Genomic DNA, 22,882 nt, shown 5'->3' with positions numbered 1-22,882 from the left:
CGGAGGCAATCGTGCAAGAAGCCATCATCCTGGTGGGCGGCAAGGGAACTCGCCTGCGCCCGCTGACCAACCACACCCCGAAACCGCTGCTCAATGTCGCGGGCTCGTCCTTCATCCGGCACCAGATCGCCAAGCTGATGGACGCAGGGGTCGAGCACGTGGTGTTCGCCACCTCGTACCTCGCCAGCCTCTTCGAGGAGGAGTTCAAGGACTTCTCCCGGGATCTGGAGATCTCCTACGCCGTCGAGGAAGTCCCGCTCGGCACCGGCGGGGCCATCCGCAATGCCGCACGCCTGCTGCGCGGCGGTCCTGCCGACGGGCCGGTGCTCATCCTCAACGGCGACATCCTGTCCGGCGTGGACCTGCGCGCCATCCTGGCGCGGCACCAGGACAAGGACGCGGACGTCACCCTGTACCTCACCCGGGTCGCCGACCCGCGTGCCTTCGGTCTCGTCCCCACCGACGAGGACGGCCGGGTGCTGTCCTTCCTCGAGAAGCCGAAGACGGCCGAGGAATGCGTCACCGACCAGATCAACGCCGGCTGCTACGTCTTCGGCCGGTCCGTCCTGGACACCATCCCCGCCGACCGCGAGGTCTCGGTCGAGCAGGAGACCTTCCCGCAACTCGTCGCCCAGGGACGGCGCGTGTTCGGACACACCACTGAGGACTACTGGCGTGACCTCGGTACGCCGCTGGCCTTCGTCCACGGCTCGGCCGACCTGGTCACCGGCAAGGCGACCTCCCCCCTCGTGGAGACGCCCGCCGAAAACCTGATCCATCCCACGGCCGTGATCGACCCGACGGCCCGCGTCACCGGTGGTTCGACGATCGGCCCGCAGGCCGTCGTCGGTCCGCATGTGCTCGTCGACCGCTCCATCATCGGCGCGAACGTCACCGTGGCCGAGGGCGCCCGCATCCGGGAGTCCGTGGTCGACCACGACTCCTCGATCGGCAGCGAATCGTTCCTTCACGAGGTCGTTGTGGGCTGCCACTCCCATATCGGCGCGCAGAACGAGCTACCCGCCCAGCTGCGGCTGTCGTGCGGCATCCGCATTCCCGCCCAAGGGGTGCGCGTCAGCGGAACGGCTGTCGCCTGCCCGACGGTCCACTGAAGCAGCCGGCCGGCCCCCGCGGCCTCAACCGGGCATTTTCTGGAGAATCGTGACCACCCACGCCTCAACGGCCGTCAGCCCGCAGCTTCCGCGACGGCACCGTTCGGAGTCCCAGCCGGACAAGACGGACCGCCTGCGCAAGTACCGCCCCGACATCCAGGGCCTGCGCGCGGTCGCCATCATGATGGTGGTCGCCATGCACTGCGGCATCCTCGACATCCACGGCGGCGTGGACGTCAGCTTCGTGCTCAGCGGCTTTCTCATCGGCGGTCAGCTCCTGGCCGAGATCGACAAGACCGGGAAGGTCTCGCTCGGCAAGTTCTGGGCACGGCGCTTCCGTCGCCTCTCCCCGTCCATGGCGATCACCATCGTCGGCACCGCCGCCGCCGCGTGGATCTTCGGCAGCCCGCTGCGCTTCCGCGACTACGTGGCCGACGGTCTCAGCGCCTCTCTCAGCTTCCTGAACTGGCGCCTGGTCGAGAACGGCACGGACTACTTCGCCAACGACGGCAGCCAGTCCCCGTACCAGCACTTCTGGTCGCTGGGCATCGAGGAGCAGTTCTACGTCGTCGCCCCGATCCTGCTGGTCGTCGCGGTATGGCTCAGCCGCAAGATCTTCCGCAACCGATTCCTGGTGGTCCTGGGGCTGCTGGCCGTCATCGCAGGATCCTTCTACCTGGGCTGGACGAAGACGGCGGAGAACCAGCCGCTCGCCTACTTCGCCACCCACACCCGGATCTGGGAGATCACCACCGGCGTCCTGCTCGCCCTCGCCGCCCCGCTCGTTTCTCGCATGAACACCGGCTTCGCGGCTGTCCTCACCTGGCTCGGTCTGGGCACCGCGCTGGTCACGGCCATGCTCATATCCGACGCGACCCCGCTGCCCGGCTACGCGGTGGCCGGTCCCGTCGCGGGCGCCCTGCTGGTGATCGCGGGGGGCTGCGCCAACCCCAGGTTCGGCGCGGAACGGCTGCTCGACAACCCCGTGCTCGACTTCATCGGCAACGCCAGCTACGGCTGGTACCTGCTGCACTGGCCGCTGCTGGTGCTCTGGCCGTCCATCGTGGACCGCCCGTTCACCATGTCCGACCGGTTCCGGGTGGCGGTGCTGTCCTTCCTGCTGGCCGTCGTCATGCACTACGCGGTGGAGCGCCGGTTCAAGCGGAACACACAGTTGGTGGCGCGGCCGTGGAAGGGCGTCCTCACCGGATTCGTCCTCACCGGCGTCACTTCCGGGGCGATGGTCCTCGCCACGATCGTCCCGCTGCACCTGGCAACCTCCTCCTCGTCGAGCACGGTCGCGGTCGGATACACGAGCGAGGCGTCGGTCGAAAAGTCCGTGCACCGCACGCAACTCTCCGCGGCGGTGCAGAGTGCTCTGCCCAGCGCCCCCAAGAACTCCGCCGAGCACGGGTGCATCGACAACTTCGACGTCAAGAAGTTCGTGATGCGCGACGGCTGTGTCGTCGGCGATCCGAAGGGCTCGAAGACGGTCGTCCTCATGGGTGACTCTCACGCCTGGCAGTGGAGCGACACCTACCACGAGGTCGGCAAGGAACTCGGCGTACGCGTGGTGACCATGACGAAGGGCGGCTGCTCGCCGCAGATCTACCACATCATCAACCCTCAGGTGAATCGCGAGTACACCGAGTGCGACAGTTGGCGCCAGTCGGCGTTCGCGGAGCTCAAGAAGATGCACCCGGATGTCCTCGTCATCGCGGACCGAGCCCGCCGTGAGGCGAACCGGGCCGGTGCCGAGGCCTCGTTCAAGGTGTTCAAAGAGACCGGCGCCAAGCTCGTCTACATGACGGACACCCCGGAACCCGGCCAGAACATCCCGGACTGTCTCGCCACGCACATCGACAACACCACCCTCTGCAACCGCAAGCAGTGGCAGGCGCTGGAGTACACGGAGTTCCGCACCATGGAGCGGGAAGTGGCCGAGAAATACGGCGCGGACATCATCGACACGACACCCGCGTTCTGCGCCGCTGACGTGTGTCCGGCGGTCATCGGCGACCAGATCGTCTACTTCGACAACAGCCACATCACGTCGTCGTACTCGAAGACCCTGAAGCCCTTCCTGGAGCCGGCCCTGAAGCAGATCCTGGACAAGGCGTAGCATCCTTCCAGGCCCCGGGGGCTCCGCGGCGACCGCCGCGGAGCCCCTTTTCAGTGCACCGCGCCCCGTACCCGCCGCGCCACCCGCTGCCGTTCGGCGAGTTGGTCGTCCGCCGGGTACGCGACCTCTTCCAAGGTCAGCCCGAGCGGCCGTACGACATGGACGGCGCTGTCGCGGACACGGGCGTCGAGAACCTTCCGCGGCCACTCCGCACCCCGATGTCCGTCGCCCACGAACAGCAGGGCCCCGACCATGGAGCGCACCTGGTTGTGGCAGAAGGCGTCGGCGCGGACCTCGATCTCGACGATGCCGTCCGCACCCCGGCGCACCCCGAAGTCGAGGATCTCGCGGATCGTCGTCGCCCCCTCGCGCTTCTTCGCGTACGCCTCGAAATCGTGCTCCCCGACCAGGGTCTTGGCGGCGGCGTCCATCGCGGCGACGTCCAGGGGCCAGTCGTGCCACAGGACGTGGTTGCGCAGCAGCGGATCCGTGCCCCCGGGGTTGTCGGTGACGCGATAGACATAGCGCCGCCACATCGCGGCGAAACGGGCGTTGAAGCCGCTGGGCGCCTCCCTGAGCGCCCAGACCCGTACGTCCCTGGGCAGACGCCCGGCAAGCCGCTTCAGCAGCTTGCCGCTCTGTTCGGCCCAGACCTCCCGGGGCAGATCGACGTGGGCGACCTGTCCGCGCGCGTGCACCCCGGCATCGGTGCGCCCGGCCACGGTCAGCTCGTAGGTCTCCCGGGACCGGGTGACGGTACGCAGGGCGTCCTCGATCTCCCCCTGCACGGTCCGCCTGCCGCCGGCCTGCTTGGCCCAGCCGTGGAAGTCGGTGCCGTCGTACGACAGGTCCAGCCGCACCCGTACGAACCCGGGCTGCACTTCGTCACTCACGTAGAGATCCTCTCAGGAACGCGAAAGCGGGCCCGCCCGGACGGACGGACCCGCTTTCTGCGAGGTCAACCTCAGGCGTCCTTGGACTCCTCGGCAGCCTCGACGGCCTCGGCCGGCTTGGCGTCCTCGACGACCTCTTCGGCCTTGGTCTCCTCGGCCTTGGTCTCGGCCTCCTTGACGGCGCGCTTCGTCGCCGCCTCGGCCTCACCGGTCGCCTGCTGGGCCACCGTCAGCGCCTCGACCAGCTCGATGACAGCCATGGGCGCGTTGTCGCCACGGCGGTTACCGATCTTGGTGATGCGCGTGTAGCCACCCGGACGGTTCTCGTACCGCGGGCCGATCTCGGTGAAGAGCGTGTGGACGACGCTCTTGTCCGTGATGACCTGGAGCACCTGACGGCGGTTGTGAAGGTCGCCCTTCTTCGCCTTGGTGACCAGACGCTCGGCGTACGGCCGCAGGCGGCGGGCCTTCGCCTCGGTGGTGGTGATACGGCCGTGTTCGAAGAGCGACTTCGCGAGGTTCGCGAGAAGCAGCTTCTCGTGCGCGGCACTGCCGCCCAGACGGGCACCCTTGGTGGGCTTCGGCATTGTTCTTCTCCTGTGTGTCTGCCCCGGCCGTATCAGGTACCGAGGTCAGTATCCGAGCAGGCGGGCGCCTGTCGGAGACCCCGCGCCCCGAGGGGCGCGGGGAGCTGCGCGACCAGCCGCAGCCGAAGACCGATCAGTACTGCTCGGTCTCCACAAAACCCGCGTCCGCGTCGTCGTCGGCACCGAAGGCGTCGGCGGCGGCGGTCGGGTCGAATCCGGGCGGGCTGTCCTTCAGGGCCAGGCCCATGCCGGCCAGCTTCGCCTTGACCTCGTCGATGGACTTCGCACCGAAGTTGCGGATGTCCAGCAGGTCCGCCTCGGAACGCGCCACGAGCTCACCCACCGAGTGGATGCCCTCGCGCTTGAGGCAGTTGTAGGAGCGGACGGTGAGTTCCAGCTCCTCGATCGGGAGCGCCAGGTCGGCGGCAAGGGCGGCGTCCGTCGGGGACGGGCCCATGTCGATGCCCTCGGCGTCGATGTTGAGCTCACGTGCCAGACCGAACAGCTCGACCAGGGTCTTGCCCGCCGACGCCATGGCGTCGCGGGGACGCATGGCCTGCTTGGTCTCGACGTCGACGATCAGCTTGTCGAAGTCGGTGCGCTGCTCGACACGGGTCGCCTCGACCTTGTAGGTGACCTTGAGAACGGGCGAGTAGATGGAGTCGACCGGGATACGGCCGATCTCCTGGCCCACCTGCTTGTTCTGCACGGCGGAGACGTAGCCGCGACCGCGTTCCACGGTCAGCTCCATCTCCAGCTTGCCCTTGCCGTTGAGCGTGGCGAGGACGAGGTCGGGGTTGTGCACCTCGACACCGGCCGGGGGCGCGATGTCGGCGGCGGTGACCAGACCCGGGCCCTGCTTGCGCAGGTACATCACGACCGGCTCGTCGTGCTCCGAGGAGACGACCAGCTGCTTGATGTTGAGGATCAGGTCGGTGACGTCCTCCTTGACGCCCGGCACGGTGGTGAACTCGTGCAGGACACCGTCGATGCGGATGCTGGTGACAGCGGCACCGGGGATCGACGACAGGAGGGTACGGCGCAGGGAGTTGCCGAGGGTGTAGCCGAAGCCCGGCTCCAGCGGCTCGATCACGAACCGGGAGCGGAACTCGTCGACGACCTCTTCGGTCAACGAGGGACGCTGAGCGATCAGCATGTGTGGATCAGATCCTTCAGTCGTGGACGCCCGCTATATGACGCCCGACGGGGCCGCACCCGGAATGCAGAGGTGCGGGTACTGCAAGGGTACGGGCGGCACGTCCCGAAAGGGCCGTACCGCCCGAAACCGCTGTCCTGCGGAGCGGCCGTGCGTCAGACGCGGCGGCGCTTCGGCGGACGGCAGCCGTTGTGCGGGGTCGGGGTGACGTCCTGGATGGAGCCGACCTCGAGGCCCGTGGCCTGCAGGGAGCGGATCGCGGTCTCACGGCCGGAACCCGGGCCCTTGACGAACACGTCGACCTTGCGCATGCCGTGCTCCTGCGCGCGACGGGCGGCCGACTCGGCGGCCATCTGCGCGGCGAACGGCGTGGACTTCCGGGAGCCCTTGAAGCCGACGTGGCCGGCGGAGGCCCAGGAGATCACGTTGCCCGACGGGTCGGTGATCGAAACGATGGTGTTGTTGAACGTGCTCTTGATGTGCGCGTGGCCGTGAGCGACGTTCTTCTTTTCCTTGCGGCGCACCTTCTTGGCAGCGCCCTGACGTCCCTTGGGGGGCATCTACTAACTCCTACGGGAGGTGGTCGGTCCTACAGCGAAGACCGTGGACAGGTGTCCGCTGCGGACTACTTCTTGCCCGGCTTCTTCTTGCCGGCGATGGCGCGACGCGGGCCCTTGCGGGTGCGGGCGTTGGTGCTGGTGCGCTGACCGCGGACGGGCAGACCCCGGCGGTGCCGCAGACCCTGGTAGCAGCCGATCTCGACCTTGCGGCGGATGTCGGCCTGGACCTCACGACGGAGGTCACCCTCGGTCCTGATGTTGTTGTCGACGTACTCGCGGATCGCGACCAGCTGCTCTTCGCTCAGGTCACGGACGCGGGTGTTCGGGTCGACGCCGGTCGCAGCCAGCGTCTCCTTCGAGAGGGTCCGGCCGATGCCGAACACGTAGGTCAGGGCGACCTCCACGCGCTTTTCGCGCGGGATGTCAACACCGGAAACGCGTGCCATTCAATGGCTCCAGTTGATCTTCGGAGGTCTTCCGCAGAACCGGCTCCCAGCCGCCGTACCAGGTACGAACTGGGTCCCCGGCCTCCGAACCGGGGGTATCGGAACCGATCGGTTCCGGGTCCTGCGTATGAACATATTCAGCTTGCGTCGCGCGAAGTTCTGCGGATGCAGAGGATGCGGTCCTGCGTCAGCCCTGGCGCTGCTTGTGGCGCGGGTTGTCGCAGATGACCATGACCCGACCGTGACGACGGATCACCCTGCACTTGTCACAGATCTTCTTGACGCTCGGCTTGACCTTCATGGATGTGAGGTTCTCCGGGTCAGTGCCACCACCCCGTGGAGACGGGGTACCGGCAAGATCTACTTGTAGCGGTAGACGATCCGGCCACGCGTCAGGTCGTACGGAGAAAGCTCCACCACGACCCGGTCGTCAGGGAGAATGCGGATGTAGTGCATACGCATCTTGCCGCTGATGTGTGCCAGGACCTGGTGGCCGTTCTGGAGCTCGACCTTGAACATGGCGTTCGGAAGAGACTCGACGACAGTGCCCTCGATCTCGATGGCACCTTGCTTCTTGGCCACGCTTCGCCCTTCGAATCGACTACCTTGATCGGCTCCGGTCCCGCATGCGGACATGCGGATGCACGAGAGCCGACGAGTCAGTCTACGTCAGGCCTCTCGGAAAGACGAATCGCGGAAGTCTGCCCCATGTCCGAGATCATCATGCGGGCAGGGGCCTGTCCGGCACCGGCTCTCAGGCGAGCGGGTCCGGCGCGGCCGTCACGCCGTACTCGGCGAGCTTGGCCCTGCCCCCGTCGGGGGACGTCAGCACCAGCGGGCCCTGTTCGGTCAGGGCGACGGAGTGCTCCCAGTGCGAGGACCAGGTGCCGTCGGTGGTGATGACGGTCCAGTCGTCCTCGAGGACGTCCGTCTTCGGGGTGCCCAGGGACACCATCGGCTCGATGGCCAGGCAGAACCCGGGGACCAGCTTGGGGCCCTTGCCACGGCGGCGGTCCACGTAGTTCAGCAGATGGGGGTCCATGTGCATCTCGGTTCCGATGCCGTGCCCGCCGTAGTCCTCGATGATCCCGTACTTGCCGCCACCGGGCTTCGGCTGCCTGCGGATGTAGGTCTCGATGGCCCGGGAGACGTCGACCAGGCGGTTGCCCTGCTTCATGGCGGCGATCCCGGCCCACATGGACTCCTCGGTCACCCGGGAGAGCTCGACCAGCTCCGGAGCGTGACCGGACCCCACGAACGCCGTGTAGGCGGCGTCGCCGTGCCAGCCGTCGACGATGGCGCCGGCGTCGATGGAGATGATGTCCCCGTCCTTGAGCACGACCTCCTCGGACGGGATGCCGTGGACGACGACCTCGTTCACCGAGGTGCAGATGGTGGCGGGGAAACCGCCGTACCCGAGGAAGTTCGGCTTGGCCCCGTGCTCCGCGAGAACCTTGCGGGCGACCTCGTCCAGGTCCTTCGTCGTGGCGCCCGGCACGGCCGCCTCGCGCGTGGCCGCGTGCACGGCGGCGACGACCAGCCCCGCCTCACGCATCCTGGCGATCTGCTCGGGGGTCTTGATCTGCACCATGACGACTGCGGCCTTTCTGGACCGGAGAGAAACACGGACTTCTTCAACGATACGGGCGCGCCGGACCGCCCATCACCGCTCACAGCTCGGCCGCGGCTCCCGGAGGGAACCGCGGCCGTGTGTGCCGGAAGCGACTACTTGGCGCCGTCCTTCTGCTGGAGCGCCTCCATCGCGCGCTGGGTGACGTCCTCCACCTTGCCGAGCGCGGAGATCGTGACCACCAGGCCCTGCGACTTGTAGTAGTCGATGATCGGCTCGGTCTGCGTGTGGTAGACCTCGAGCCGCTTGCGGACGGTCTCCTCGGAGTCGTCGTCGCGCTGGTAGAGCTCGCCGCCGCAGACGTCGCAGACGCCTTCCTGCTTGGCCGGCTTGTACGACACATGGAAGACGTGCGCCGAGTCGTTGCGGCAGACGCGACGTCCCGCGATGCGCTTGACGACCTCTTCCTCGGGCACCTCGAGGTCGAGGACCGCGTCCAGCTTCATGCCCTCGGTCCTGAGCATCTCGTCCAGCGCCTCGGCCTGCTTCACATTGCGAGGGAAGCCGTCCAGGAGAAAGCCGTTCTTCGCGTCGGGCTGCTCCATGCGGTCCTTGGCCATCGCGATGGTGACCTCGTCGGGAACCAGCTCACCGCGGTCCATGTAGGACTTCGCGAGTTTGCCAAGGTCCGTCTGCCGGCTGATGTTGGCGCGGAACAGGTCGCCCGTGGAGATGTGCGGGATCGACAGGTTCTTGGCGAGGAACGCGGCCTGCGTTCCCTTCCCGGCACCGGGCGGCCCGACGAGGACGATTCGCATCAGCGGAGGAACCCTTCGTAATTGCGCTGCTGGAGCTGGCTCTCGATCTGCTTCACCGTCTCGAGACCGACACCCACGATGATCAGGATGCTGGTTCCGCCGAACGGGAAGTTCTGGCTCGCCCCGAAGCCAACCAACGCCACTGTCGGTACGAGAGCAATCAGACCCAGGTACAGCGATCCCGGCCAAGTGATCCGGTTGAGCACGTACGAGAGGTACTCAGCAGTGGGCCGACCGGCCCGGATGCCAGGGATGAAGCCACCATACTTCTTCATGTTGTCCGCGACTTCCTCGGGGTTGAACGAGATGGCCACGTAGAAGAACGCGAAGAAAACAATCAGCAAGAAGTACATAGTGATGTAAATCGGGTGGTCGCCCTTGGTCAGGTTCTGCTGGATCCAGGCTTTCCACCCGGAATTACCCCCGGAGAACTGCGCGATCAGGGCCGGGATGTACAGCAGCGACGACGCGAAGATGACGGGGATCACACCCGCCTGGTTCACCTTCAGCGGGATGTAGGTCGAGGTCCCGCCGTAGGAACGCCGGCCGATCATGCGCTTCGCGTACTGGACCGGGATGCGTCGCTGAGCCTGCTCGACGAAGACGACCAGGCCGACCATGACGAGGCCGACGAGGATGACGGTGCCGAACTCGATCCAGCCCCCGGCCAGGGTGCCCTGCTTCTTGATCGCCCACAGCGCGGACGGGAAGGTCGCGGCGATCGAGATGAACATCAGAATGGACATGCCGTTGCCGATGCCGCGGTCGGTGATCAGCTCACCGAGCCACATGACGACGGCCGTACCGGCGGTCATGACGACGACCATCGTGATGGTCGTGAAGATCGACTGGTCGGGGACGATCGAGGTCGCCACCGGGCAGCCCGAGAACAGCGCGCCGCTGCGGGCGGTCGCCACCAGGCCGGTGCCCTGGAGGATCGCGAGGGCCACCGTCAGGTAACGGGTGTACTGCGTGATCTTCGTCGTGCCCGCCTGGCCCTCCTTCTTGAGGGCTTCCAGGCGCGGAATGACCACGGTCAGCAGCTGGAGAATGATGCTCGCCGTGATGTACGGCATGATGCCCAGTGCGAAGATCGTGATCTGCAGCAGCGCGCCACCGCTGAACATGTTGACCAGACCGAACAGGCCCTGGTTGCCCTTGGCGACGTCGATACACGTCTGGACGCTCTTGTAGTCGACGCCCGGGATCGGAATGTGCGTACCGACCCGGTACACCACGATGATGCCGAGCGTGAAGAGCAGCTTCTTGCGCAGGTCGGGCGTCCTGAACGCCCGGGCGAACGCGGTGAGCACGGTGCCTCCTGCGACCCCCGCGCGTCTGCGTCAAGGGTGACGGTCTTGAGTATCCGACTGAACAACGACTTGGGTAACGGCTGACTGCCGCCCTGAGTGCCCGAACCGCGGCACCCTGTGAAAGTTGGCAGTGCAGGCCACCTTACCGGCGAGACTGCTCCCTTGGAACGACCAACCGGGGATACCCCATGTGGGATATCCCCGGCCGGGATCGTTCAGGTCATCGAGACGCCCGAAATTCTCAGACGAGCTCGGTGACGGTACCGCCGGCGGCGGTGATCTTCTCCTTGGCGGAGCCGGAGACGGCGTCGACCGTCACCTGCAGCGCCACGGAGATCTCGCCCTGCCCGAGGACCTTGACGAGCGCGTTCTTGCGAACGGCACCCTTGGCCACCAGACCCTCGACGGTGACCTCGCCACCCTCGGGGTAGAGCGCGGCCAGCTTGTCGAGGTTCACGACCTGGTACTCGGTCTTGAACGGGTTCTTGAAGCCCTTCAGCTTCGGGAGGCGCATGTGGAGCGGCATCTGGCCACCCTCGAAGCGCTCCGGAACCTGGTAGCGGGCCTTCGTGCCCTTCGTACCACGACCGGCCGTCTTACCCTTGGACGCCTCACCACGACCCACACGGGTCTTGGCGGTCTTGGCGCCCGGGGCGGGACGGAGGTTGTGGATCTTGAGCGGGTTCTGCTCCGCCATGATCAGTCGACCTCCTCGACCGACACGAGGTGGCGGACGGTGTGCACCATGCCGCGGAACTCGGGACGGTCCTCCTTGACGACCACGTCACCCAGGCGCTTGAGGCCCAGGGAACGCAGGGTGTCGCGGTGGTTCTGCTTGCTGCCGATGTAGGACTTGACCTGCGTGATCTTGAGCTGCGCCATGATTACGCACCCGCCCCGGCACGCGCCCGCAGCAGGGCCGCGGGGGCGACGTCCTCGAGCGGCAGACCACGGCGGGCCGCGATCTCCTCGGGACGCTGCAGGCCCTTCAGGGCCGCCACGGTCGCGTGCACGATGTTGATCGCGTTGTCGGAGCCGAGCGACTTCGACAGCACGTCGTGGATACCGGCGCACTCGAGCACGGCACGCACCGGACCACCGGCGATAACACCGGTACCGGGCGACGCGGGCTTCAGGAGCACGACGCCGGCAGCCTTCTCACCCTGGATCGGGTGCGGGATGGTGCCCTGGATACGCGGGACCTTGAAGAAGTGCTTCTTGGCCTCCTCAACGCCCTTGGCGATGGCGGCCGGCACCTCCTTGGCCTTGCCGTATCCGACACCCACGGTGCCGTCACCGTCGCCCACCACGACCAGCGCGGTGAAGCTGAAGCGACGACCACCCTTCACAACCTTGGCGACGCGGTTGATCGCGACAACGCGCTCAACGTACGCGGTCTTCTCGGCGGCAGCAGCGCCGCCGTCACGGCCCTTCCGGTCCCGCCGCTCGCCGCCACCGGCACCGCCACCGCGGCGCTGGGGTCCAGCCATTGGAATTACCTCTCTCTGTTTCCGCTAGCTACGGCAGGCTCAGAACTTGAGCCCGGCTTCGCGGGCGGCGTCCGCCAGGGCGGCGATGCGCCCGGCGTACTGGTTGCCACCACGGTCGAACACGACAGCCTCGACACCGGCGGCCTTGGCGCGCTCGGCGACCAGGGCGCCGACCTGCTTGGCCTGCGCGGACTTGTCGCCCTCGCCACCACGGACCGAGGTGTCCAGCGTGGACGCCGATGCCAGGGTGTGGCCCTTGAGGTCGTCGATCACCTGCGCCACGATGTGGCGGTTGGAGCGGGTCACGACCAGACGCGGACGCTCCGCCGTACCCGAGATCCGCTTGCGGATCCGGATGTGACGGCGCTTGATCGCGGCGCGCTTGTAGGCGTCGCCCTTGAGGATCTTCTGTCCGTATGCCATGGCTTACTTACCCGCCTTTCCGACCTTGCGGCGGATGACTTCGCCCTCGTACTTGACGCCCTTGGCCTTGTACGGGTCGGGCTTGCGCAGCTTGCGGATGTTGGCCGCAACCTCGCCGACCTTCTGCTTGTCGATGCCCTCGACCGAGAAACGGGTGGGGGCCTCCACCTTGAAGGTGATGCCCTCGGGGGCCTCGACGGTGATCGGGTGGCTGTAGCCGAGCGCGAACTCGAGGTTCGAGCCCTTGGCGGTCACGCGGTAACCGACACCGCTGATCTCGAGCTTCTTCACGTAACCCTGGGTCACGCCGGTGATCATGTTCGCCACCAGCGTGCGGGACAGGCCGTGCAGGGCCTTGTTCTGACGCTCGTCGTTGGGGCGGGTGACGTGCAGAACGCCGTCCTCACCCTTGGCGATCTCGATCGGCGCCACGACGGTGTGGGTCAGCGTGCCCTTGGGGCCCTTGACCGAGACCGTGCTGCCGTCGATGGTGACGTCCACGCCGGCGGGAACCGCGATGGGGAGCTTGCCGATGCGCGACATAGCTGTTTCCTCCGTTCCCTTCCGTTACCAGACGTAGGCGAGGACTTCTCCGCCTACGCCCTTCTTGCCGGCCTGCTTGTCGGTGAGGAGCCCGTGGGACGTGGAGATGATCGCCACGCCGAGGCCGCCGAGCACCTTCGGCAGGTTGGTGGACTTCGCGTACACCCGGAGACCGGGCTTGGAGATCCGCTTGATGCCCGCGATGGAGCGCTCACGGTTCGGGCCGAACTTCAGCTCGAGAACGAGGTTCTTGCCGACCTCGGCGTCCTCGACCTTCCAGCCCGTGATGAAGCCCTCCTGCTGGAGGATCTCCGCGATGTGCGACTTGATCTTCGATGCCGGCATCGTCACGGAGTCGTGGTATGCCGAGTTCGCGTTCCGCAGACGCGTAAGCATGTCTGCGATCGGATCAGTCATGGTCATGAATTGGCCTTCGGCCTCTCTCGCCGGGGTTTCCTGGTGCGCCATCCCTCTCCCCGATCCGAGACGGGACGGGTGCGGCGCGGTGGACCTACGGCGTAGTAAGTCGTACGGGCGACAGACGCCCAACCCCACAAGCCTAATGCATGTGAGTTGGGCCGCCTGCCGACCCAGATGCTTACCGAGAGCCCTGCATCAACCCAATAGGGCTGTTACCAGGAGCTCTTGGTCACGCCCGGCAGCTCGCCACGGTGAGCCATCTCACGAAGGCACACGCGGCACAGGCCGAACTTGCGGTACACGGAGTGCGGACGACCGCAGCGCTGGCAGCGGGTGTAGCTGCGCACACCGAACTTGGGCTTACGAGCAGCCTTCGCGATCAGAGCCTTCTTCGCCATCTCGCTCACGCCTCCTTGAACGGGAAGCCGAGGTGACGAAGGAGCGCGCGGCCCTCAGCGTCGTTGGTCGCCGTGGTGACCACGGTGATGTCCATACCCCGGACACGGTCGATCTTGTCCTGGTCGATCTCGTGGAACATGACCTGCTCCGTGAGACCGAAGGTGTAGTTGCCACGGCCGTCGAACTGCTTGGGGGACAGACCGCGGAAGTCGCGGATGCGCGGCAGCGCGAGCGACAGGGTGCGGTCCAGGAACTCCCACATGCGGTCGCCACGAAGCGTGACGTGGGCACCGATCGGCTGACCCTCACGCAGCTTGAACTGCGCGATGGACTTGCGGGCCTTGGTGACGGCCGGCTTCTGACCGGTGATCGTGGTGAGGTCGCGGATGGCGCCCTCGATCAGCTTGGAGTCGCGGGCGGCGTCGCCCACACCCATGTTGACCACGATCTTGACGAGGCCGGGGATCTGCATGACGTTCTCGTACTTGAACTCGTCACGCAGCTTGCCCGCGATCTCCTCGCGGTACTTCTGCTTCAGACGCGGAGTGGTGGTGGTAGCCATCAGATGTCCTCACCCGTCCGCTTGGCAACGCGGATCTTGTTGCCGTTCTCGTCGAAGCGGTAGCCGACACGCGTGACGACCTTGTTGCCGTCCTTCTCCACGACCAGCTGAACGTTGGACACGTGGATCGGGGCCTCGGTGGTCACGATGCCGCCGGCCTGCGAACCGCTGGCGGTCGGACCGGCCTTGGTGTGCTTCTTGACCCGGTTGACACCCTCGACCAGGACACGCTCGTCGCGCGGGTAAGCGGCAATGACCTTGCCCTGCTTGCCCTTGTCCTTGCCGGTGATGACCTGGACCAGGTCGCCCTTCTTGATCTTCATGCTTACAGCACCTCCGGCGCGAGCGAGATGATCTTCATGAACTTCTTCTCGCGCAGCTCACGGCCGACCGGGCCGAAGATGCGGGTGCCGCGAGGGTCGCCGTCGTTCTTCAGAATGACGGCGGCGTTCTCGTCGAAGCGGATGTACGAGCCGTCCGGACGGCGGCGCTCCTTGACGGTGCGAACGATGACCGCCTTGACGACGTCACCCTTCTTCACGTTGCCACCGGGGATCGCGTCCTTGACGGTGGCGACGATGACGTCACCGATGCCCGCGTAGCGGCGACCGGAACCACCGAGCACACGGATGCAAAGGATCTCCTTCGCACCAGTGTTGTCGGCGACGCGCAGTCGCGACTCCTGCTGGATCACGTCTATCTCCTGATCGTCTGCCGGTTCCCTCCGGGTGTTGGCCGGAGAGCCTGGCGGAACTGTCCTGCGGGGGATACCGCAGGAATTACTTACGCCTCTGCAGGCGGGAACCCACGCCGGGGGCCGGGCACCCTGAGGTGCGGCCCCCAGCGGGGGTCAGCAGGGGCCGTGCGGCCCCCGCTTGTTACTTCGCCTTCTCGAGGATCTCGACGATGCGCCAGTGCTTCGAGGCGGACAGCTTGCGCGTCTCCATCAGGAGGACGCGGTCGCCGACGCCGGCAGCGTTCTGCTCGTCGTGCGCCTTGAGCTTGTTGGTACGGCGCAGGACCTTGCCGTACAGCGCGTGCTTCACACGGTCCTCGACGGCGACGACGACGGTCTTGTCCATCTTGTCGCTGACGACCAGACCCTCACGGGTCTTGCGGGCGTTGCGCTCGGTCTGCTCAGTCACGTTCTTCTCGCTCATCAGGCGTTCTCCACCGTTTCGATGCCCAGCTCACGCTCGCGCATCAGGGTGTAGATCCGCGCGATGTCCTTGCGGACCGCCTTCAGACGGCCGTGGTTCTCGAGCTGTCCCGTCGCCGCCTGGAAGCGGAGGTTGAACAGCTCTTCCTTGGCCTCGCGGAGCTTGCCAAGAAGCTCCTCGTTGCCCAGCTCGCGCAGCTCGGACGCCTTGGTACCGGCCGACATCACGCTTCACCTGCCTCGCGCTTGACGATCCGGCACTTCATCGGCAGCTTGTGGGCCGCACGAAGGAGCGCCTCACGGGCGATCTTCTCGTTCGGGTAGGACAGCTCGAACATCACGCGACCAGGCTTGACGTTCGCGATCCACCACTCCGGCGAACCCTTACCGGAACCCATGCGGGTCTCGGCGGGCTTCTTGGTCAGCGGGCGGTCCGGGTAGATGTTGATCCAGACCTTGCCGCCACGCTTGATGTGACGGGTCATGGCGATACGAGCCGCTTCGATCTGGCGGTTCGTCACGTACGCCGGGGTCAGCGCCTGGATGCCGTACTCGCCGAACGCAACCTGCGTTCCACCCTTGGCCATTCCATCGCGCTTCGGGTGGTGCTGCTTGCGGTGCTTGACCCTACGGGGGATCAGCATGTCGGTCAGGCCTCCGTTCCGGTGCTCTCAGCCGGAGCGGACGCGGGAGCCTCGGCCTTGGGGGCCTCGGCGCCGGCAGCCTGCTGCGGCTTACGACCGCGCCGCTCGCCACCGCGGCCACCACGGGCCGGGCGGTCGGCGCCACCGCGGGCCGGGCGGTTACCCGCACGGGCGGCAGCGTTCTCGGCGCGGACCTCGGCGATGTTCTTGACATCGCCCTTGTAGATCCAGACCTTCACACCGATGCGGCCGAAGGTCGTCTTGGCCTCGAAGAAGCCGTAGTCCACGTTCGCGCGGAGCGTGTGCAGGGGCACACGGCCCTCGCGGTAGAACTCCGAGCGGGACATCTCGGCGCCGCCGAGGCGGCCACCGCACTGGATCTTGATGCCCTTGGCGCCCGCCTTCATCGCCGACTGCATGCTCTTGCGCATGGCGCGGCGGAAGGAGACGCGGGAGGAGAGCTGCTCGGCAACGGCCTGCGCCACCAGCTGAGCGTCGGTCTCGGGGTTCTTGACCTCGAGGATGTTCAGCTGGACCTGCTTGCCCGTGAGCTTCTCGAGGTCGCCGCGGATGCGGTCGGCCTCGGCGCCACGGCGGCCGATGACGATGCCCGGACGCGCGGTGTGGATGTCCACACGGACGCGGTCACGGGTGCGCTCGATCTCCACCTTGGAGATACCGGCGCGCTCCATGCCGGACGTCATCATCCGACGGATGGCGACGTCTTCCTTGACGTAGTCCTTGTACAGCTTGTCGGCGTACCAACGCGACTTGAAGTCGGTCGTGACACCGAGCCGGAACCCGTGCGGGTTTACCTTCTGGCCCATTACCGGGTTCCTTCCTTGCTGCTGACGACCACGGTGATGTGGCTGGTCCGCTTGCGGATCCGGTAGGCACGGCCCTGGGCGCGCGGACGGAACCGCTTCAGGGTCGGGCCCTCGTCGACGTACGCCTCGGAGATGTAGAGGCTGTCGACATCGGTGTGGTCGTAGTTGTGCGCGGCGTTGGCGATGGCGCTGTCCAGCACCTTGCCGACCGGCACGCTCGCGGCCTGCGGGGCGAAACGCAGGACCGCCTGAGCCTCCGCGGCATCCATGCCACGGATGAGGTCCACCACGCGGCGGGCCTTCATGGGCGTGACGCGGATGTACCGCGCCTGGGCCCTGGCGTCCATGGTTGTCCTTCCAGTGTCTGTCATGGTCATTCCACCCCGCTACTAGCGGCGCTTCGACTTCCGGTCGTCCTTGACGTGACCCCGGAAGGTGCGCGTCGGCGAGAACTCGCCGAGCTTGTGGCCGACCATCGACTCGGTGACGAACACCGGAATGTGGGTCTTGCCGTTGTGCACCGCGATCGTGTGGCCGAGCATGGCCGGGATGATCATGGAGCGTCGGGACCAGGTCTTGATGACGTTCTTGGTGCCGGCTTCGTTCTGGGCGTCCACCTTCTTGCTCAGGTGGTCGTCGACGAAGGGCCCCTTCTTGAGACTGCGCGGCATCTAAACCCGCTCCTAGCGCTTCTTGTTCGTCTTGCGGCGGCGGACGATGTACTTGTTGCTCGCCTTCTTGGCGGAACGAGTACGGCCTTCCTTCTGGCCCCACGGGGACACCGGGTGGCGGCCACCGGAGGTACGACCCTCACCACCACCGTGCGGGTGGTCCACGGGGTTCATGACCACACCACGCACGGTCGGGCGGACGCCCTTCCAGCGCATACGGCCGGCCTTGCCCCAGTTGATGTTCGACTGCTCGGCGTTGCCGACCTCACCGACGGTGGCGCGGCAGCGCGCGTCCACCATGCGGATCTCGCCGGACGGCATACGGAGGGTCGCCATGGCGCCCTCACGAGCCAGCAGCTGCACGGAGGCACCCGCGGAACGGGCGAACTTGGCGCCGCCACCGGGACGGAGCTCGATCGCGTGGATCGTGGTACCGACCGGGATGTTGCGGAGTGCCAGGTTGTTGCCCGGCTTGATGTCGGCCCCGGGACCGTTCTCGACGCGGTCGCCCTGCGCAAGGCCGCGCGGCGCGAGGATGTAGCGCTTCTCGCCGTCGGCGTAGTGCAGCAGCGCGATACGCGCGGTGCGGTTGGGGTCGTACTCGATGTGCGCGACCTTCGCCGGCACGCCGTCCTTGTCGTGACGACGGAAGTCGATCACACGGTAGGCGCGCTTGTGTCCGCCACCCTGGTGGCGAACGGTCACACGACCGGCGTTGTTACGGCCGCCCTTGCTGTGCAGCGGGCGGACCAGCGACTTCTCCGGCGTGGACCGCGTGACCTCGACGAAGTCGGCGACGCTGGCGCCACGACGGCCCGGCGTAGTCGGCTTGTACTTGCGGATTCCCATTTCTCAGTCCTCGTCCGATATCGGACGATCCGGACCGCCCTCAGGCGGTCGGACCGCCGAAGATGTCGATACGGTCGCCCTCGGCGAGGGTCACGATCGCGCGCTTGGTGGCGGCACGCTGGCCGAAGCCCGTACGGGTCCGCTTGCGCTTGCCCTGGCGGTTGATCGTGTTGACCCCGGTGACCTTGACCTCGAAGACCGCCTGGACGGCCTCCTTGATCTGGGTCTTGTTCGCACGCGGGTCGACAATGAACGTGTACTTGTTCTCGTCGATGAGCGCGTAGCTCTTCTCCGACACGACCGGCTTCAGCAGGACGTCACGGGGGTCCGTGTACGACTTGCTCGCCGGGGTGACGACGGTGTTCTTGCCCTCGGCGGCGTGGCGGCGCGCCTTGGCGACGCGCGCGGCCTTGGCGGCCTTGGCCGCCTTCGAGGCAATGGCGGGGTGACGGATAGCCATCAGGCCTCGCTCCCTTCGGTGTCGTTGGCCTTCGGGCCGGACACGAAGGACTCGAAAGCGGCCTGGGTGAAGACCACGTCGTCGGAGACGATCACGTCGTACGTGTTCAGCTGGCCCGGCTCCAGGATGTGGACCTGGGGCAGGTTGCGGGCGGACAGCAGGGCCTTGTCGTTCTCGCGCTCGATGACCAGGAGCACGTTCTTGCGCTCGCTGATCTTGCCGAGGAGAGCCTTGGCGGCCTTGGTGGAGATGTCCGACTCGACCACGTCGGTCACGACGTGGATGCGGTTGTTGCGGGCCCGGTCGGTGAGGGCGTGGCGCAGGGCCGCGGCCTTCATCTTCTTGGGGGTCCGCTGCGAGTAGTCGCGCGGCACGGGACCGTGCACGACGCCACCACCGGCGAACTGCGGGGCGCGGGTCGAACCCTGACGGGCGCGACCGGTGCCCTTCTGGCGGTACGGCTTCTTGCCGCCACCACGGACCTCGGCGCGGGTCTTCGTCTTGTGCGTGCCCTGGCGGGCAGCGGCCAGCTGCGCGACGACGACCTGGTGGATCAGCGGAACGCTGACCTTCTCAACGCCGAAGATCTCCGCGGGGAGCTCGACGGAACCGGCCTTCTCGCCCGCCGGCGAAAGGATGTCAACAGTGCTCATCGGTTACCTCAGGCCCCCTTGGCCGCGGTGCGGACCAGGACGAGGCCGCCGTTCGGACCAGGAACCGCGCCCTTGATGAGCAGCAGACCCTTCTCCGCGTCAACGGCGTGGACGGTCAGGTTCTGGGTGGTGACCCGCTCGTGGCCCATGCGACCCGCCATGCGGACGCCCTTGAACACACGGCCCGGGGTGGCGCAGCCACCGATCGAACCGGGGGAGCGGTGCTTGCGCTGGACACCGTGTCCGGCGCCGAGGCCCTTGAAGTTGTGACGCTTCATGACACCGGCGAAGCCCTTGCCCTTGCTCTTGCCGGTGACGTCGACCTTCACGCCGGCCTCGAACACCTCAGCGGTGATCTCCTGGCCGAGGGTGTACTCGGCGGCGTCCGCCGTGCGGATCTCGACGAGGTGACGGCGCGGGGTGACGTCGGCCTTCGCGAAGTGGCCCTTGAGAGGCTTGTTCACCTTGCGGGGGTCGATCTCGCCGAAGGCGATCTGGACCGACTCGTAGCCGTCGACGTCGTTCGTACGAACCTGGGTCACGACGTTGGGGCCGGCCTTGACGACGGTCACGGGGACGACACGGTTGTTCTCGTCCCAGACCTGCGTCATGCCGAGCTTCTCGCCCAGGATGCCCTTGATCTGCTTAGCCATTCTCAGATCACCGGCCTCAGAGCTTGATCTCGATGTCGACACCGGCCGGGAGGTCGAGTCGCATCAGAGAGTCAACGGTCTTGGGCGTCGGGTCGAGAATGTCGATCAGGCGCTTGTGGGTACGCATCTCGAAGTGCTCGCGCGAGTCCTTGTACTTGTGCGGCGACTTGATGACGCAGTACACGTTCTTCTCAGTGGGCAGCGGCACCGGGCCCGCGACCGACGCACCAGTACGCGTCACCGTCTCGACGATCTTCTTCGCCGAGGAGTCGATGACCTCGTGGTCGTAGGCCTTGAGCCGGATGCGGATCTTCTGTCCCGCCATGGCTACTCCGTAGTCCTGTCTCTCTTACGCTCTGGGACCCGGCGTTCCGAGCCTCTCTCCGACCCACGCGGTCGGGCGTGTCGCGCTCCCGCTGACACGGATGTCCCTTGTTCGAACATCCCTGCAGGGGGAACACGGCCCTTCCGGAACCGCGGGACCGGGAGCGAGGAGCCCACCGGGCGCCTGGCCGGTGTCGCGCCCACACTTCCCGGAAGATTCCCGTACGTCCGCCCCAGCGCTGCCGTGAGGCAGTTAGGGCGACGAGTACTGTGGGACTCGCTTCCGGTCCTCCCGACGGGAGGCGCGCAGCATCAACACTCGACCGAGCAACTCCGACAGTCTGCCATAGCAGGCGGGGGGCTGGCCAATCGAGCCGTAGAGAGTACCCCGGCGGAGTCGTGTGCGAAACGCGGGCCTCGATGCCCGCCTCCGGCATTCGGGCTTCTCTCCCGTCCACGGACCGCGCCGGGCGGCGCGGGAGACGAAGCAGGGGGCGCGTGTGCGTCAGCGGGCCGGGCCCCTACAGCGTTTGCTGCAGCCAGTCGAAGACCACCTCGCAGTGCTGCTGCGGAGCCATCGGCGAGCAGTGCATCTGGGCGCCGGTCGCGGCGGTGAGCCTCACGTAGTCCTTGGGAGCGGTCAGCGCCTCGTACATCTGACGCGCCTGCCCCGGGTAGAACTGCTCGAACTCGTAGTCCAGGACGAGGGTCGGCACCTTGATGCGGCTCACCACGTTCGTCGTGGCCAGTGACTGGATCAGCTTGGCCGGGGTGTAGAAGTCGGTGAAGAGCCTGCCCTGGCGGGCGGCGAGCATCGCCGGCACGGAGAACGGCTCGAAGCGCGTCTTCAGGATCGCCGCGTCGGTGCGCGACAGCTTCGGGGCCACCTCCTTGTTCCAGACGTTGTTGGTCTCGTCCTTGGTCGCGGCCAGGATCTCCCGGACCTGCTTGGGGAAGGCCAGCCACGGCTCCAGCAGCCCGGGCATGGCGACCAGGGCGGCGATGCGCTCCTCGAAGGCCGCGGCACGGGCGGTCAGATTCCCCGCCATGCTGAGCCCGGCAAGGGCGATCTTGGCGCGGTTGACATCGGACCTGGCGAGCAGCCAGTCGACGACGGGCGTCACCACGTGCTCCCAGCTGGGGGTGAAGGGCACCCGGTTCACGAAGAGCAGCTGCCCCTGTCCGGGTCCGTCGTACACCAGGGCGTTCCACCCCCGGTCCAGGGCGGTACGGACCCCGTAGGTCCACATGTCCACGTTCTGTCCGTCGCTGCCGTTGGTGAGGATCACCGTGGGACGGGCCTGCCCCGAGGCGTCCGGCCGGAAGAGCCACACGGGCAGCGGCGTGCTCTCGTAGGTGATGTTGTCCGTCACGGGAGCCGGGTCGCACAGCCCGCAGAAGGCGTCCCAGGCGCCGCGGCCCGCCTGGTACAGCGCTTCCTCGCTGCCGGGGTCCTCGGAGCCCAGCACGCAGGACAGCGCCTGCGCGTAGTACTGCGCCGCCCTCAGGGCCCGGAAGCGCATGGTCTCCGCGTCGGGTCTGGCGTTCTCGGGCTCCTTCGTCAGACGGTCCCCGAGCCTTCGGAAGGTCTGGGTGTAGGTCTGGGCGGAGAGACCGGCCTTGTTGATGGTGTTGACGGCGGTCAGCACCTCCCCCGCGTCGGCACTCCCCTGCCCGGCCCCACCGAGCGCCCACAGCCCGCTGAAGTTGAACCCGTCGTCGTCGAACAGCGTCATCACGCCGGGGGCGGGGCCGGCCTTCGGAGCGGGTGCCGGACTTGTGCGCACGGTGGCCGGCCTCCGCGTGTACCTCGGCCTCGGGGCCGTGCACCCGGCGGCCACCGCCGCCCCGGCCGCACCGACGATCCCGGCGAGGGCGCCGCGCCGACTGGGACCGGACGTCTGATCACCCGTTGCGCTCTTCATGCCAACCGAACATATGAGTCGCGCCCGTTCCCCCAGGGTGCGACACCCGCCGTTCCCTCGAACGGCACGACCCGGGTAACTCCGCTGCCGGAACGGGCCGATCCGCCATGTGAGCGAGGGCGTCCGTCCGACCGCTCGGCGGCCGGGTCCGGTACAGCCGAATGCGGCCGCCGCCGCGGATCCCGTGAAAAGACCCGGCCTCGCGGTGCCGGTTGCCCGCACATGGAAAAGCGAAGAGGCCCGTACGACCGAAGTCGTACGGGCCTCTTCAGGTCAACTACCCCGAGGGGTCGGACCCTCAAG

34 protein-coding genes are annotated in these 22,882 nt (G+C 67.0%); 2 read left to right on the top strand and 32 right to left on the bottom strand.

Translation table 11 applies throughout. The features are described 5' to 3' along the window. Nucleotides 1–11: 11 nt before the first annotated feature. Together ADL25_RS09380 and ADL25_RS09375 are read left to right on the top strand one after the other, a co-directional pair. Complete coding sequence (locus ADL25_RS09380) at nt 12–1,112, top strand: nucleotidyltransferase family protein (RefSeq protein ID WP_059127192.1); 1,101 nt, start codon at nt 12–14, stop codon at nt 1,110–1,112. 49 nt (nt 1,113–1,161) lie between these two features. Next, nucleotides 1,162–3,234: an acyltransferase family protein gene (locus ADL25_RS09375; protein ID WP_059127191.1), complete on the top strand. Its 2,073-nt coding sequence runs from the start codon at nt 1,162–1,164 to the stop codon at nt 3,232–3,234. 50 nt (nt 3,235–3,284) lie between these two features. Here the strand turns inward: ADL25_RS09375 and truA are convergent, their stop codons facing one another. The 32 genes from truA to ADL25_RS09215 all read right to left on the bottom strand — a co-directional run bounded on the left by truA (nt 3,285) and on the right by ADL25_RS09215 (nt 22,441). Beyond that, nucleotides 3,285–4,127: a tRNA pseudouridine(38-40) synthase TruA gene (gene truA / locus ADL25_RS09370; RefSeq protein WP_059127190.1), complete on the bottom strand. Its 843-nt coding sequence runs from the start codon at nt 4,125–4,127 to the stop codon at nt 3,285–3,287. A gap of 71 nt (nt 4,128–4,198) precedes the next feature. After that, entirely contained in the window at nt 4,199–4,714 is a 516-nt protein-coding gene (gene rplQ / locus ADL25_RS09365) for a 50S ribosomal protein L17 (RefSeq protein ID WP_059127189.1), read from the bottom strand. Nucleotides 4,715–4,847: 133 nt separating this feature from the next. Next, entirely contained in the window at nt 4,848–5,870 is a 1,023-nt protein-coding gene (locus ADL25_RS09360; protein WP_003966937.1) for a DNA-directed RNA polymerase subunit alpha, read from the bottom strand. Nucleotides 5,871–6,025: 155 nt separating this feature from the next. Next, nucleotides 6,026–6,430, bottom strand: a complete 405-nt coding sequence (gene rpsK / locus ADL25_RS09355; RefSeq protein ID WP_003956432.1) for a 30S ribosomal protein S11 — start codon at nt 6,428–6,430, stop codon at nt 6,026–6,028. Nucleotides 6,431–6,495: 65 nt separating this feature from the next. Beyond that, nucleotides 6,496–6,876: a 30S ribosomal protein S13 gene (gene rpsM / locus ADL25_RS09350; RefSeq protein WP_059127188.1), complete on the bottom strand. Its 381-nt coding sequence runs from the start codon at nt 6,874–6,876 to the stop codon at nt 6,496–6,498. Nucleotides 6,877–7,063: 187 nt separating this feature from the next. Beyond that, the gene (rpmJ, locus tag ADL25_RS09345; RefSeq protein WP_003974245.1) at nt 7,064–7,177 is read right to left on the bottom strand and encodes a 50S ribosomal protein L36; all 114 of its coding nucleotides are present in this window, start codon (nt 7,175–7,177) and stop codon (nt 7,064–7,066) included. Nucleotides 7,178–7,236: 59 nt separating this feature from the next. Next, nucleotides 7,237–7,458: a translation initiation factor IF-1 gene (infA, locus tag ADL25_RS09340; RefSeq protein ID WP_003948620.1), complete on the bottom strand. Its 222-nt coding sequence runs from the start codon at nt 7,456–7,458 to the stop codon at nt 7,237–7,239. A 172-nt stretch (nt 7,459–7,630) separates the two neighbouring features. Continuing rightward, the gene (gene map / locus ADL25_RS09335; RefSeq protein WP_059127187.1) at nt 7,631–8,467 is read right to left on the bottom strand and encodes a type I methionyl aminopeptidase; all 837 of its coding nucleotides are present in this window, start codon (nt 8,465–8,467) and stop codon (nt 7,631–7,633) included. Nucleotides 8,468–8,601: 134 nt separating this feature from the next. Next, the gene (locus ADL25_RS09330) at nt 8,602–9,264 is read right to left on the bottom strand and encodes an adenylate kinase (RefSeq protein WP_059127186.1); all 663 of its coding nucleotides are present in this window, start codon (nt 9,262–9,264) and stop codon (nt 8,602–8,604) included. Further along, on the bottom strand, nt 9,264–10,577 hold the full coding sequence (gene secY / locus ADL25_RS09325) for a preprotein translocase subunit SecY (RefSeq protein ID WP_059127185.1): 1,314 nt from the start codon (nt 10,575–10,577) through the stop codon (nt 9,264–9,266). The genes ADL25_RS09330 and secY overlap by 1 nt, the downstream gene beginning before the upstream one ends. Before the next feature lie 241 nt (nt 10,578–10,818). Then, nucleotides 10,819–11,274, bottom strand: a complete 456-nt coding sequence (gene rplO / locus ADL25_RS09320) for a 50S ribosomal protein L15 (RefSeq protein ID WP_059127184.1) — start codon at nt 11,272–11,274, stop codon at nt 10,819–10,821. 2 nt (nt 11,275–11,276) lie between these two features. Continuing rightward, nucleotides 11,277–11,459 (bottom strand): 50S ribosomal protein L30, encoded by a 183-nt coding sequence (gene rpmD / locus ADL25_RS09315; protein ID WP_059127183.1) that lies wholly within the window; start codon nt 11,457–11,459, stop codon nt 11,277–11,279. A 2-nt stretch (nt 11,460–11,461) separates the two neighbouring features. Next, nucleotides 11,462–12,067 carry a 30S ribosomal protein S5 gene (gene rpsE, locus ADL25_RS09310; protein WP_003992370.1) on the bottom strand — a complete coding sequence of 202 codons (606 nt, stop codon included), beginning with the start codon at nt 12,065–12,067 and terminating at the stop codon, nt 11,462–11,464. A 39-nt stretch (nt 12,068–12,106) separates the two neighbouring features. Then, nucleotides 12,107–12,490, bottom strand: coding sequence for a 50S ribosomal protein L18 (gene rplR / locus ADL25_RS09305; protein WP_059127182.1), 384 nt, complete (start codon nt 12,488–12,490; stop codon nt 12,107–12,109). Between the two features lie 3 nt (nt 12,491–12,493). Next, entirely contained in the window at nt 12,494–13,033 is a 540-nt protein-coding gene (gene rplF, locus ADL25_RS09300; RefSeq protein ID WP_059127181.1) for a 50S ribosomal protein L6, read from the bottom strand. 24 nt (nt 13,034–13,057) lie between these two features. Next, a complete protein-coding gene (rpsH, locus tag ADL25_RS09295; protein WP_007384075.1) occupies nt 13,058–13,456 on the bottom strand; it encodes a 30S ribosomal protein S8 in 399 nt (132 codons plus the stop codon). A gap of 209 nt (nt 13,457–13,665) precedes the next feature. After that, complete coding sequence (locus ADL25_RS09290) at nt 13,666–13,851, bottom strand: type Z 30S ribosomal protein S14 (protein ID WP_059127180.1); 186 nt, start codon at nt 13,849–13,851, stop codon at nt 13,666–13,668. A 5-nt stretch (nt 13,852–13,856) separates the two neighbouring features. Next, on the bottom strand, nt 13,857–14,414 hold the full coding sequence (rplE, locus tag ADL25_RS09285; RefSeq protein WP_016434630.1) for a 50S ribosomal protein L5: 558 nt from the start codon (nt 14,412–14,414) through the stop codon (nt 13,857–13,859). Next, nucleotides 14,414–14,737, bottom strand: coding sequence for a 50S ribosomal protein L24 (gene rplX, locus ADL25_RS09280; protein WP_059127179.1), 324 nt, complete (start codon nt 14,735–14,737; stop codon nt 14,414–14,416). The genes rplE and rplX overlap by 1 nt, the downstream gene beginning before the upstream one ends. A gap of 2 nt (nt 14,738–14,739) precedes the next feature. Continuing rightward, nucleotides 14,740–15,108, bottom strand: a complete 369-nt coding sequence (rplN, locus tag ADL25_RS09275) for a 50S ribosomal protein L14 (protein ID WP_003998823.1) — start codon at nt 15,106–15,108, stop codon at nt 14,740–14,742. A 184-nt stretch (nt 15,109–15,292) separates the two neighbouring features. Then, entirely contained in the window at nt 15,293–15,574 is a 282-nt protein-coding gene (gene rpsQ, locus ADL25_RS09270) for a 30S ribosomal protein S17 (protein ID WP_059127178.1), read from the bottom strand. Continuing rightward, entirely contained in the window at nt 15,574–15,798 is a 225-nt protein-coding gene (gene rpmC / locus ADL25_RS09265; protein ID WP_018564811.1) for a 50S ribosomal protein L29, read from the bottom strand. Before rpmC ends, rpsQ begins: the two co-directional genes overlap by 1 nt. Then, a complete protein-coding gene (gene rplP / locus ADL25_RS09260; protein WP_059127177.1) occupies nt 15,798–16,217 on the bottom strand; it encodes a 50S ribosomal protein L16 in 420 nt (139 codons plus the stop codon). The genes rpmC and rplP overlap by 1 nt, the downstream gene beginning before the upstream one ends. 5 nt (nt 16,218–16,222) lie before the next feature. Beyond that, nucleotides 16,223–17,044: a 30S ribosomal protein S3 gene (gene rpsC, locus ADL25_RS09255; RefSeq protein WP_003998826.1), complete on the bottom strand. Its 822-nt coding sequence runs from the start codon at nt 17,042–17,044 to the stop codon at nt 16,223–16,225. Beyond that, nucleotides 17,044–17,391, bottom strand: coding sequence for a 50S ribosomal protein L22 (rplV, locus tag ADL25_RS09250; protein ID WP_059127176.1), 348 nt, complete (start codon nt 17,389–17,391; stop codon nt 17,044–17,046). Before rplV ends, rpsC begins: the two co-directional genes overlap by 1 nt. 42 nt (nt 17,392–17,433) lie before the next feature. Then, nucleotides 17,434–17,715, bottom strand: a complete 282-nt coding sequence (gene rpsS, locus ADL25_RS09245) for a 30S ribosomal protein S19 (protein ID WP_059127175.1) — start codon at nt 17,713–17,715, stop codon at nt 17,434–17,436. 12 nt (nt 17,716–17,727) lie between these two features. After that, a complete protein-coding gene (gene rplB / locus ADL25_RS09240) occupies nt 17,728–18,564 on the bottom strand; it encodes a 50S ribosomal protein L2 (RefSeq protein WP_059127174.1) in 837 nt (278 codons plus the stop codon). 40 nt (nt 18,565–18,604) lie between these two features. Continuing rightward, nucleotides 18,605–19,024, bottom strand: coding sequence for a 50S ribosomal protein L23 (rplW, locus tag ADL25_RS09235; protein WP_059127173.1), 420 nt, complete (start codon nt 19,022–19,024; stop codon nt 18,605–18,607). Beyond that, the gene (gene rplD / locus ADL25_RS09230; protein WP_059127172.1) at nt 19,024–19,677 is read right to left on the bottom strand and encodes a 50S ribosomal protein L4; all 654 of its coding nucleotides are present in this window, start codon (nt 19,675–19,677) and stop codon (nt 19,024–19,026) included. Before rplD ends, rplW begins: the two co-directional genes overlap by 1 nt. Nucleotides 19,678–19,685: 8 nt before the next feature. Further along, complete coding sequence (rplC, locus tag ADL25_RS09225; RefSeq protein ID WP_059127171.1) at nt 19,686–20,330, bottom strand: 50S ribosomal protein L3; 645 nt, start codon at nt 20,328–20,330, stop codon at nt 19,686–19,688. 16 nt (nt 20,331–20,346) lie between these two features. Further along, complete coding sequence (rpsJ, locus tag ADL25_RS09220; protein WP_003948644.1) at nt 20,347–20,655, bottom strand: 30S ribosomal protein S10; 309 nt, start codon at nt 20,653–20,655, stop codon at nt 20,347–20,349. Between the two features lie 520 nt (nt 20,656–21,175). Beyond that, nucleotides 21,176–22,441, bottom strand: coding sequence for an alpha/beta hydrolase family protein (locus tag ADL25_RS09215; RefSeq protein ID WP_234380770.1), 1,266 nt, complete (start codon nt 22,439–22,441; stop codon nt 21,176–21,178). Nucleotides 22,442–22,882: the final 441 nt, after the last annotated feature.

Origin of the sequence: Streptomyces sp. NRRL F-5122 (assembly GCF_001507435.1) — a bacterium.
GTDB lineage: Bacteria > Actinomycetota > Actinomycetes > Streptomycetales > Streptomycetaceae > Streptomyces > Streptomyces lannensis.
Note: the sequence above shows the minus strand (reverse complement) of the source record. Positions and strands in the feature narration are given on the sequence as shown.

What these genes read in the sequence shown, in the direction of transcription:
- rpmC (WP_018564811.1), bottom strand. Translation starts at nt 15,798, where the DNA reads ATGTCGGCCGGTACCAAGGCGTCCGAGCTGCGCGAGCTGGGCAACGAG.
- rpsC (WP_003998826.1), bottom strand. Translation starts at nt 17,044, where the DNA reads ATGGGCCAGAAGGTAAACCCGCACGGGTTCCGGCTCGGTGTCACGACC.
- ADL25_RS09330 (WP_059127186.1), bottom strand. Translation starts at nt 9,264, where the DNA reads ATGCGAATCGTCCTCGTCGGGCCGCCCGGTGCCGGGAAGGGAACGCAG.
- rplX (WP_059127179.1), bottom strand. Translation starts at nt 14,737, where the DNA reads ATGAAGATCAAGAAGGGCGACCTGGTCCAGGTCATCACCGGCAAGGAC.
- rpsH (WP_007384075.1), bottom strand. Translation starts at nt 13,456, where the DNA reads ATGACCATGACTGATCCGATCGCAGACATGCTTACGCGTCTGCGGAAC.
- rpsJ (WP_003948644.1), bottom strand. Translation starts at nt 20,655, where the DNA reads ATGGCGGGACAGAAGATCCGCATCCGGCTCAAGGCCTACGACCACGAG.
- map (WP_059127187.1), bottom strand. Translation starts at nt 8,467, where the DNA reads ATGGTGCAGATCAAGACCCCCGAGCAGATCGCCAGGATGCGTGAGGCG.
- rplC (WP_059127171.1), bottom strand. Translation starts at nt 20,330, where the DNA reads ATGGCTAAGCAGATCAAGGGCATCCTGGGCGAGAAGCTCGGCATGACG.
- rplD (WP_059127172.1), bottom strand. Translation starts at nt 19,677, where the DNA reads ATGAGCACTGTTGACATCCTTTCGCCGGCGGGCGAGAAGGCCGGTTCC.
- ADL25_RS09290 (WP_059127180.1), bottom strand. Translation starts at nt 13,851, where the DNA reads ATGGCGAAGAAGGCTCTGATCGCGAAGGCTGCTCGTAAGCCCAAGTTC.
- rpsQ (WP_059127178.1), bottom strand. Translation starts at nt 15,574, where the DNA reads ATGAGCGAGAAGAACGTGACTGAGCAGACCGAGCGCAACGCCCGCAAG.
- rplO (WP_059127184.1), bottom strand. Translation starts at nt 11,274, where the DNA reads ATGGCGGAGCAGAACCCGCTCAAGATCCACAACCTCCGTCCCGCCCCG.
- rpsS (WP_059127175.1), bottom strand. Translation starts at nt 17,715, where the DNA reads ATGCCGCGCAGTCTCAAGAAGGGGCCCTTCGTCGACGACCACCTGAGC.
- rplW (WP_059127173.1), bottom strand. Translation starts at nt 19,024, where the DNA reads ATGGCTATCCGTCACCCCGCCATTGCCTCGAAGGCGGCCAAGGCCGCC.
- rplE (WP_016434630.1), bottom strand. Translation starts at nt 14,414, where the DNA reads ATGGCTACCACCACCACTCCGCGTCTGAAGCAGAAGTACCGCGAGGAG.
- rplF (WP_059127181.1), bottom strand. Translation starts at nt 13,033, where the DNA reads ATGTCGCGCATCGGCAAGCTCCCCATCGCGGTTCCCGCCGGCGTGGAC.
- rplB (WP_059127174.1), bottom strand. Translation starts at nt 18,564, where the DNA reads ATGGGAATCCGCAAGTACAAGCCGACTACGCCGGGCCGTCGTGGCGCC.
- rplP (WP_059127177.1), bottom strand. Translation starts at nt 16,217, where the DNA reads ATGCTGATCCCCCGTAGGGTCAAGCACCGCAAGCAGCACCACCCGAAG.
- rpsK (WP_003956432.1), bottom strand. Translation starts at nt 6,430, where the DNA reads ATGCCCCCCAAGGGACGTCAGGGCGCTGCCAAGAAGGTGCGCCGCAAG.
- rpmD (WP_059127183.1), bottom strand. Translation starts at nt 11,459, where the DNA reads ATGGCGCAGCTCAAGATCACGCAGGTCAAGTCCTACATCGGCAGCAAG.
- rpsM (WP_059127188.1), bottom strand. Translation starts at nt 6,876, where the DNA reads ATGGCACGCGTTTCCGGTGTTGACATCCCGCGCGAAAAGCGCGTGGAG.
- rpsE (WP_003992370.1), bottom strand. Translation starts at nt 12,067, where the DNA reads ATGGCTGGACCCCAGCGCCGCGGTGGCGGTGCCGGTGGCGGCGAGCGG.
- ADL25_RS09360 (WP_003966937.1), bottom strand. Translation starts at nt 5,870, where the DNA reads ATGCTGATCGCTCAGCGTCCCTCGTTGACCGAAGAGGTCGTCGACGAG.
- rpmJ (WP_003974245.1), bottom strand. Translation starts at nt 7,177, where the DNA reads ATGAAGGTCAAGCCGAGCGTCAAGAAGATCTGTGACAAGTGCAGGGTG.
- rplR (WP_059127182.1), bottom strand. Translation starts at nt 12,490, where the DNA reads ATGGCATACGGACAGAAGATCCTCAAGGGCGACGCCTACAAGCGCGCC.
- rplV (WP_059127176.1), bottom strand. Translation starts at nt 17,391, where the DNA reads ATGGACGCCAGGGCCCAGGCGCGGTACATCCGCGTCACGCCCATGAAG.
- rplQ (WP_059127189.1), bottom strand. Translation starts at nt 4,714, where the DNA reads ATGCCGAAGCCCACCAAGGGTGCCCGTCTGGGCGGCAGTGCCGCGCAC.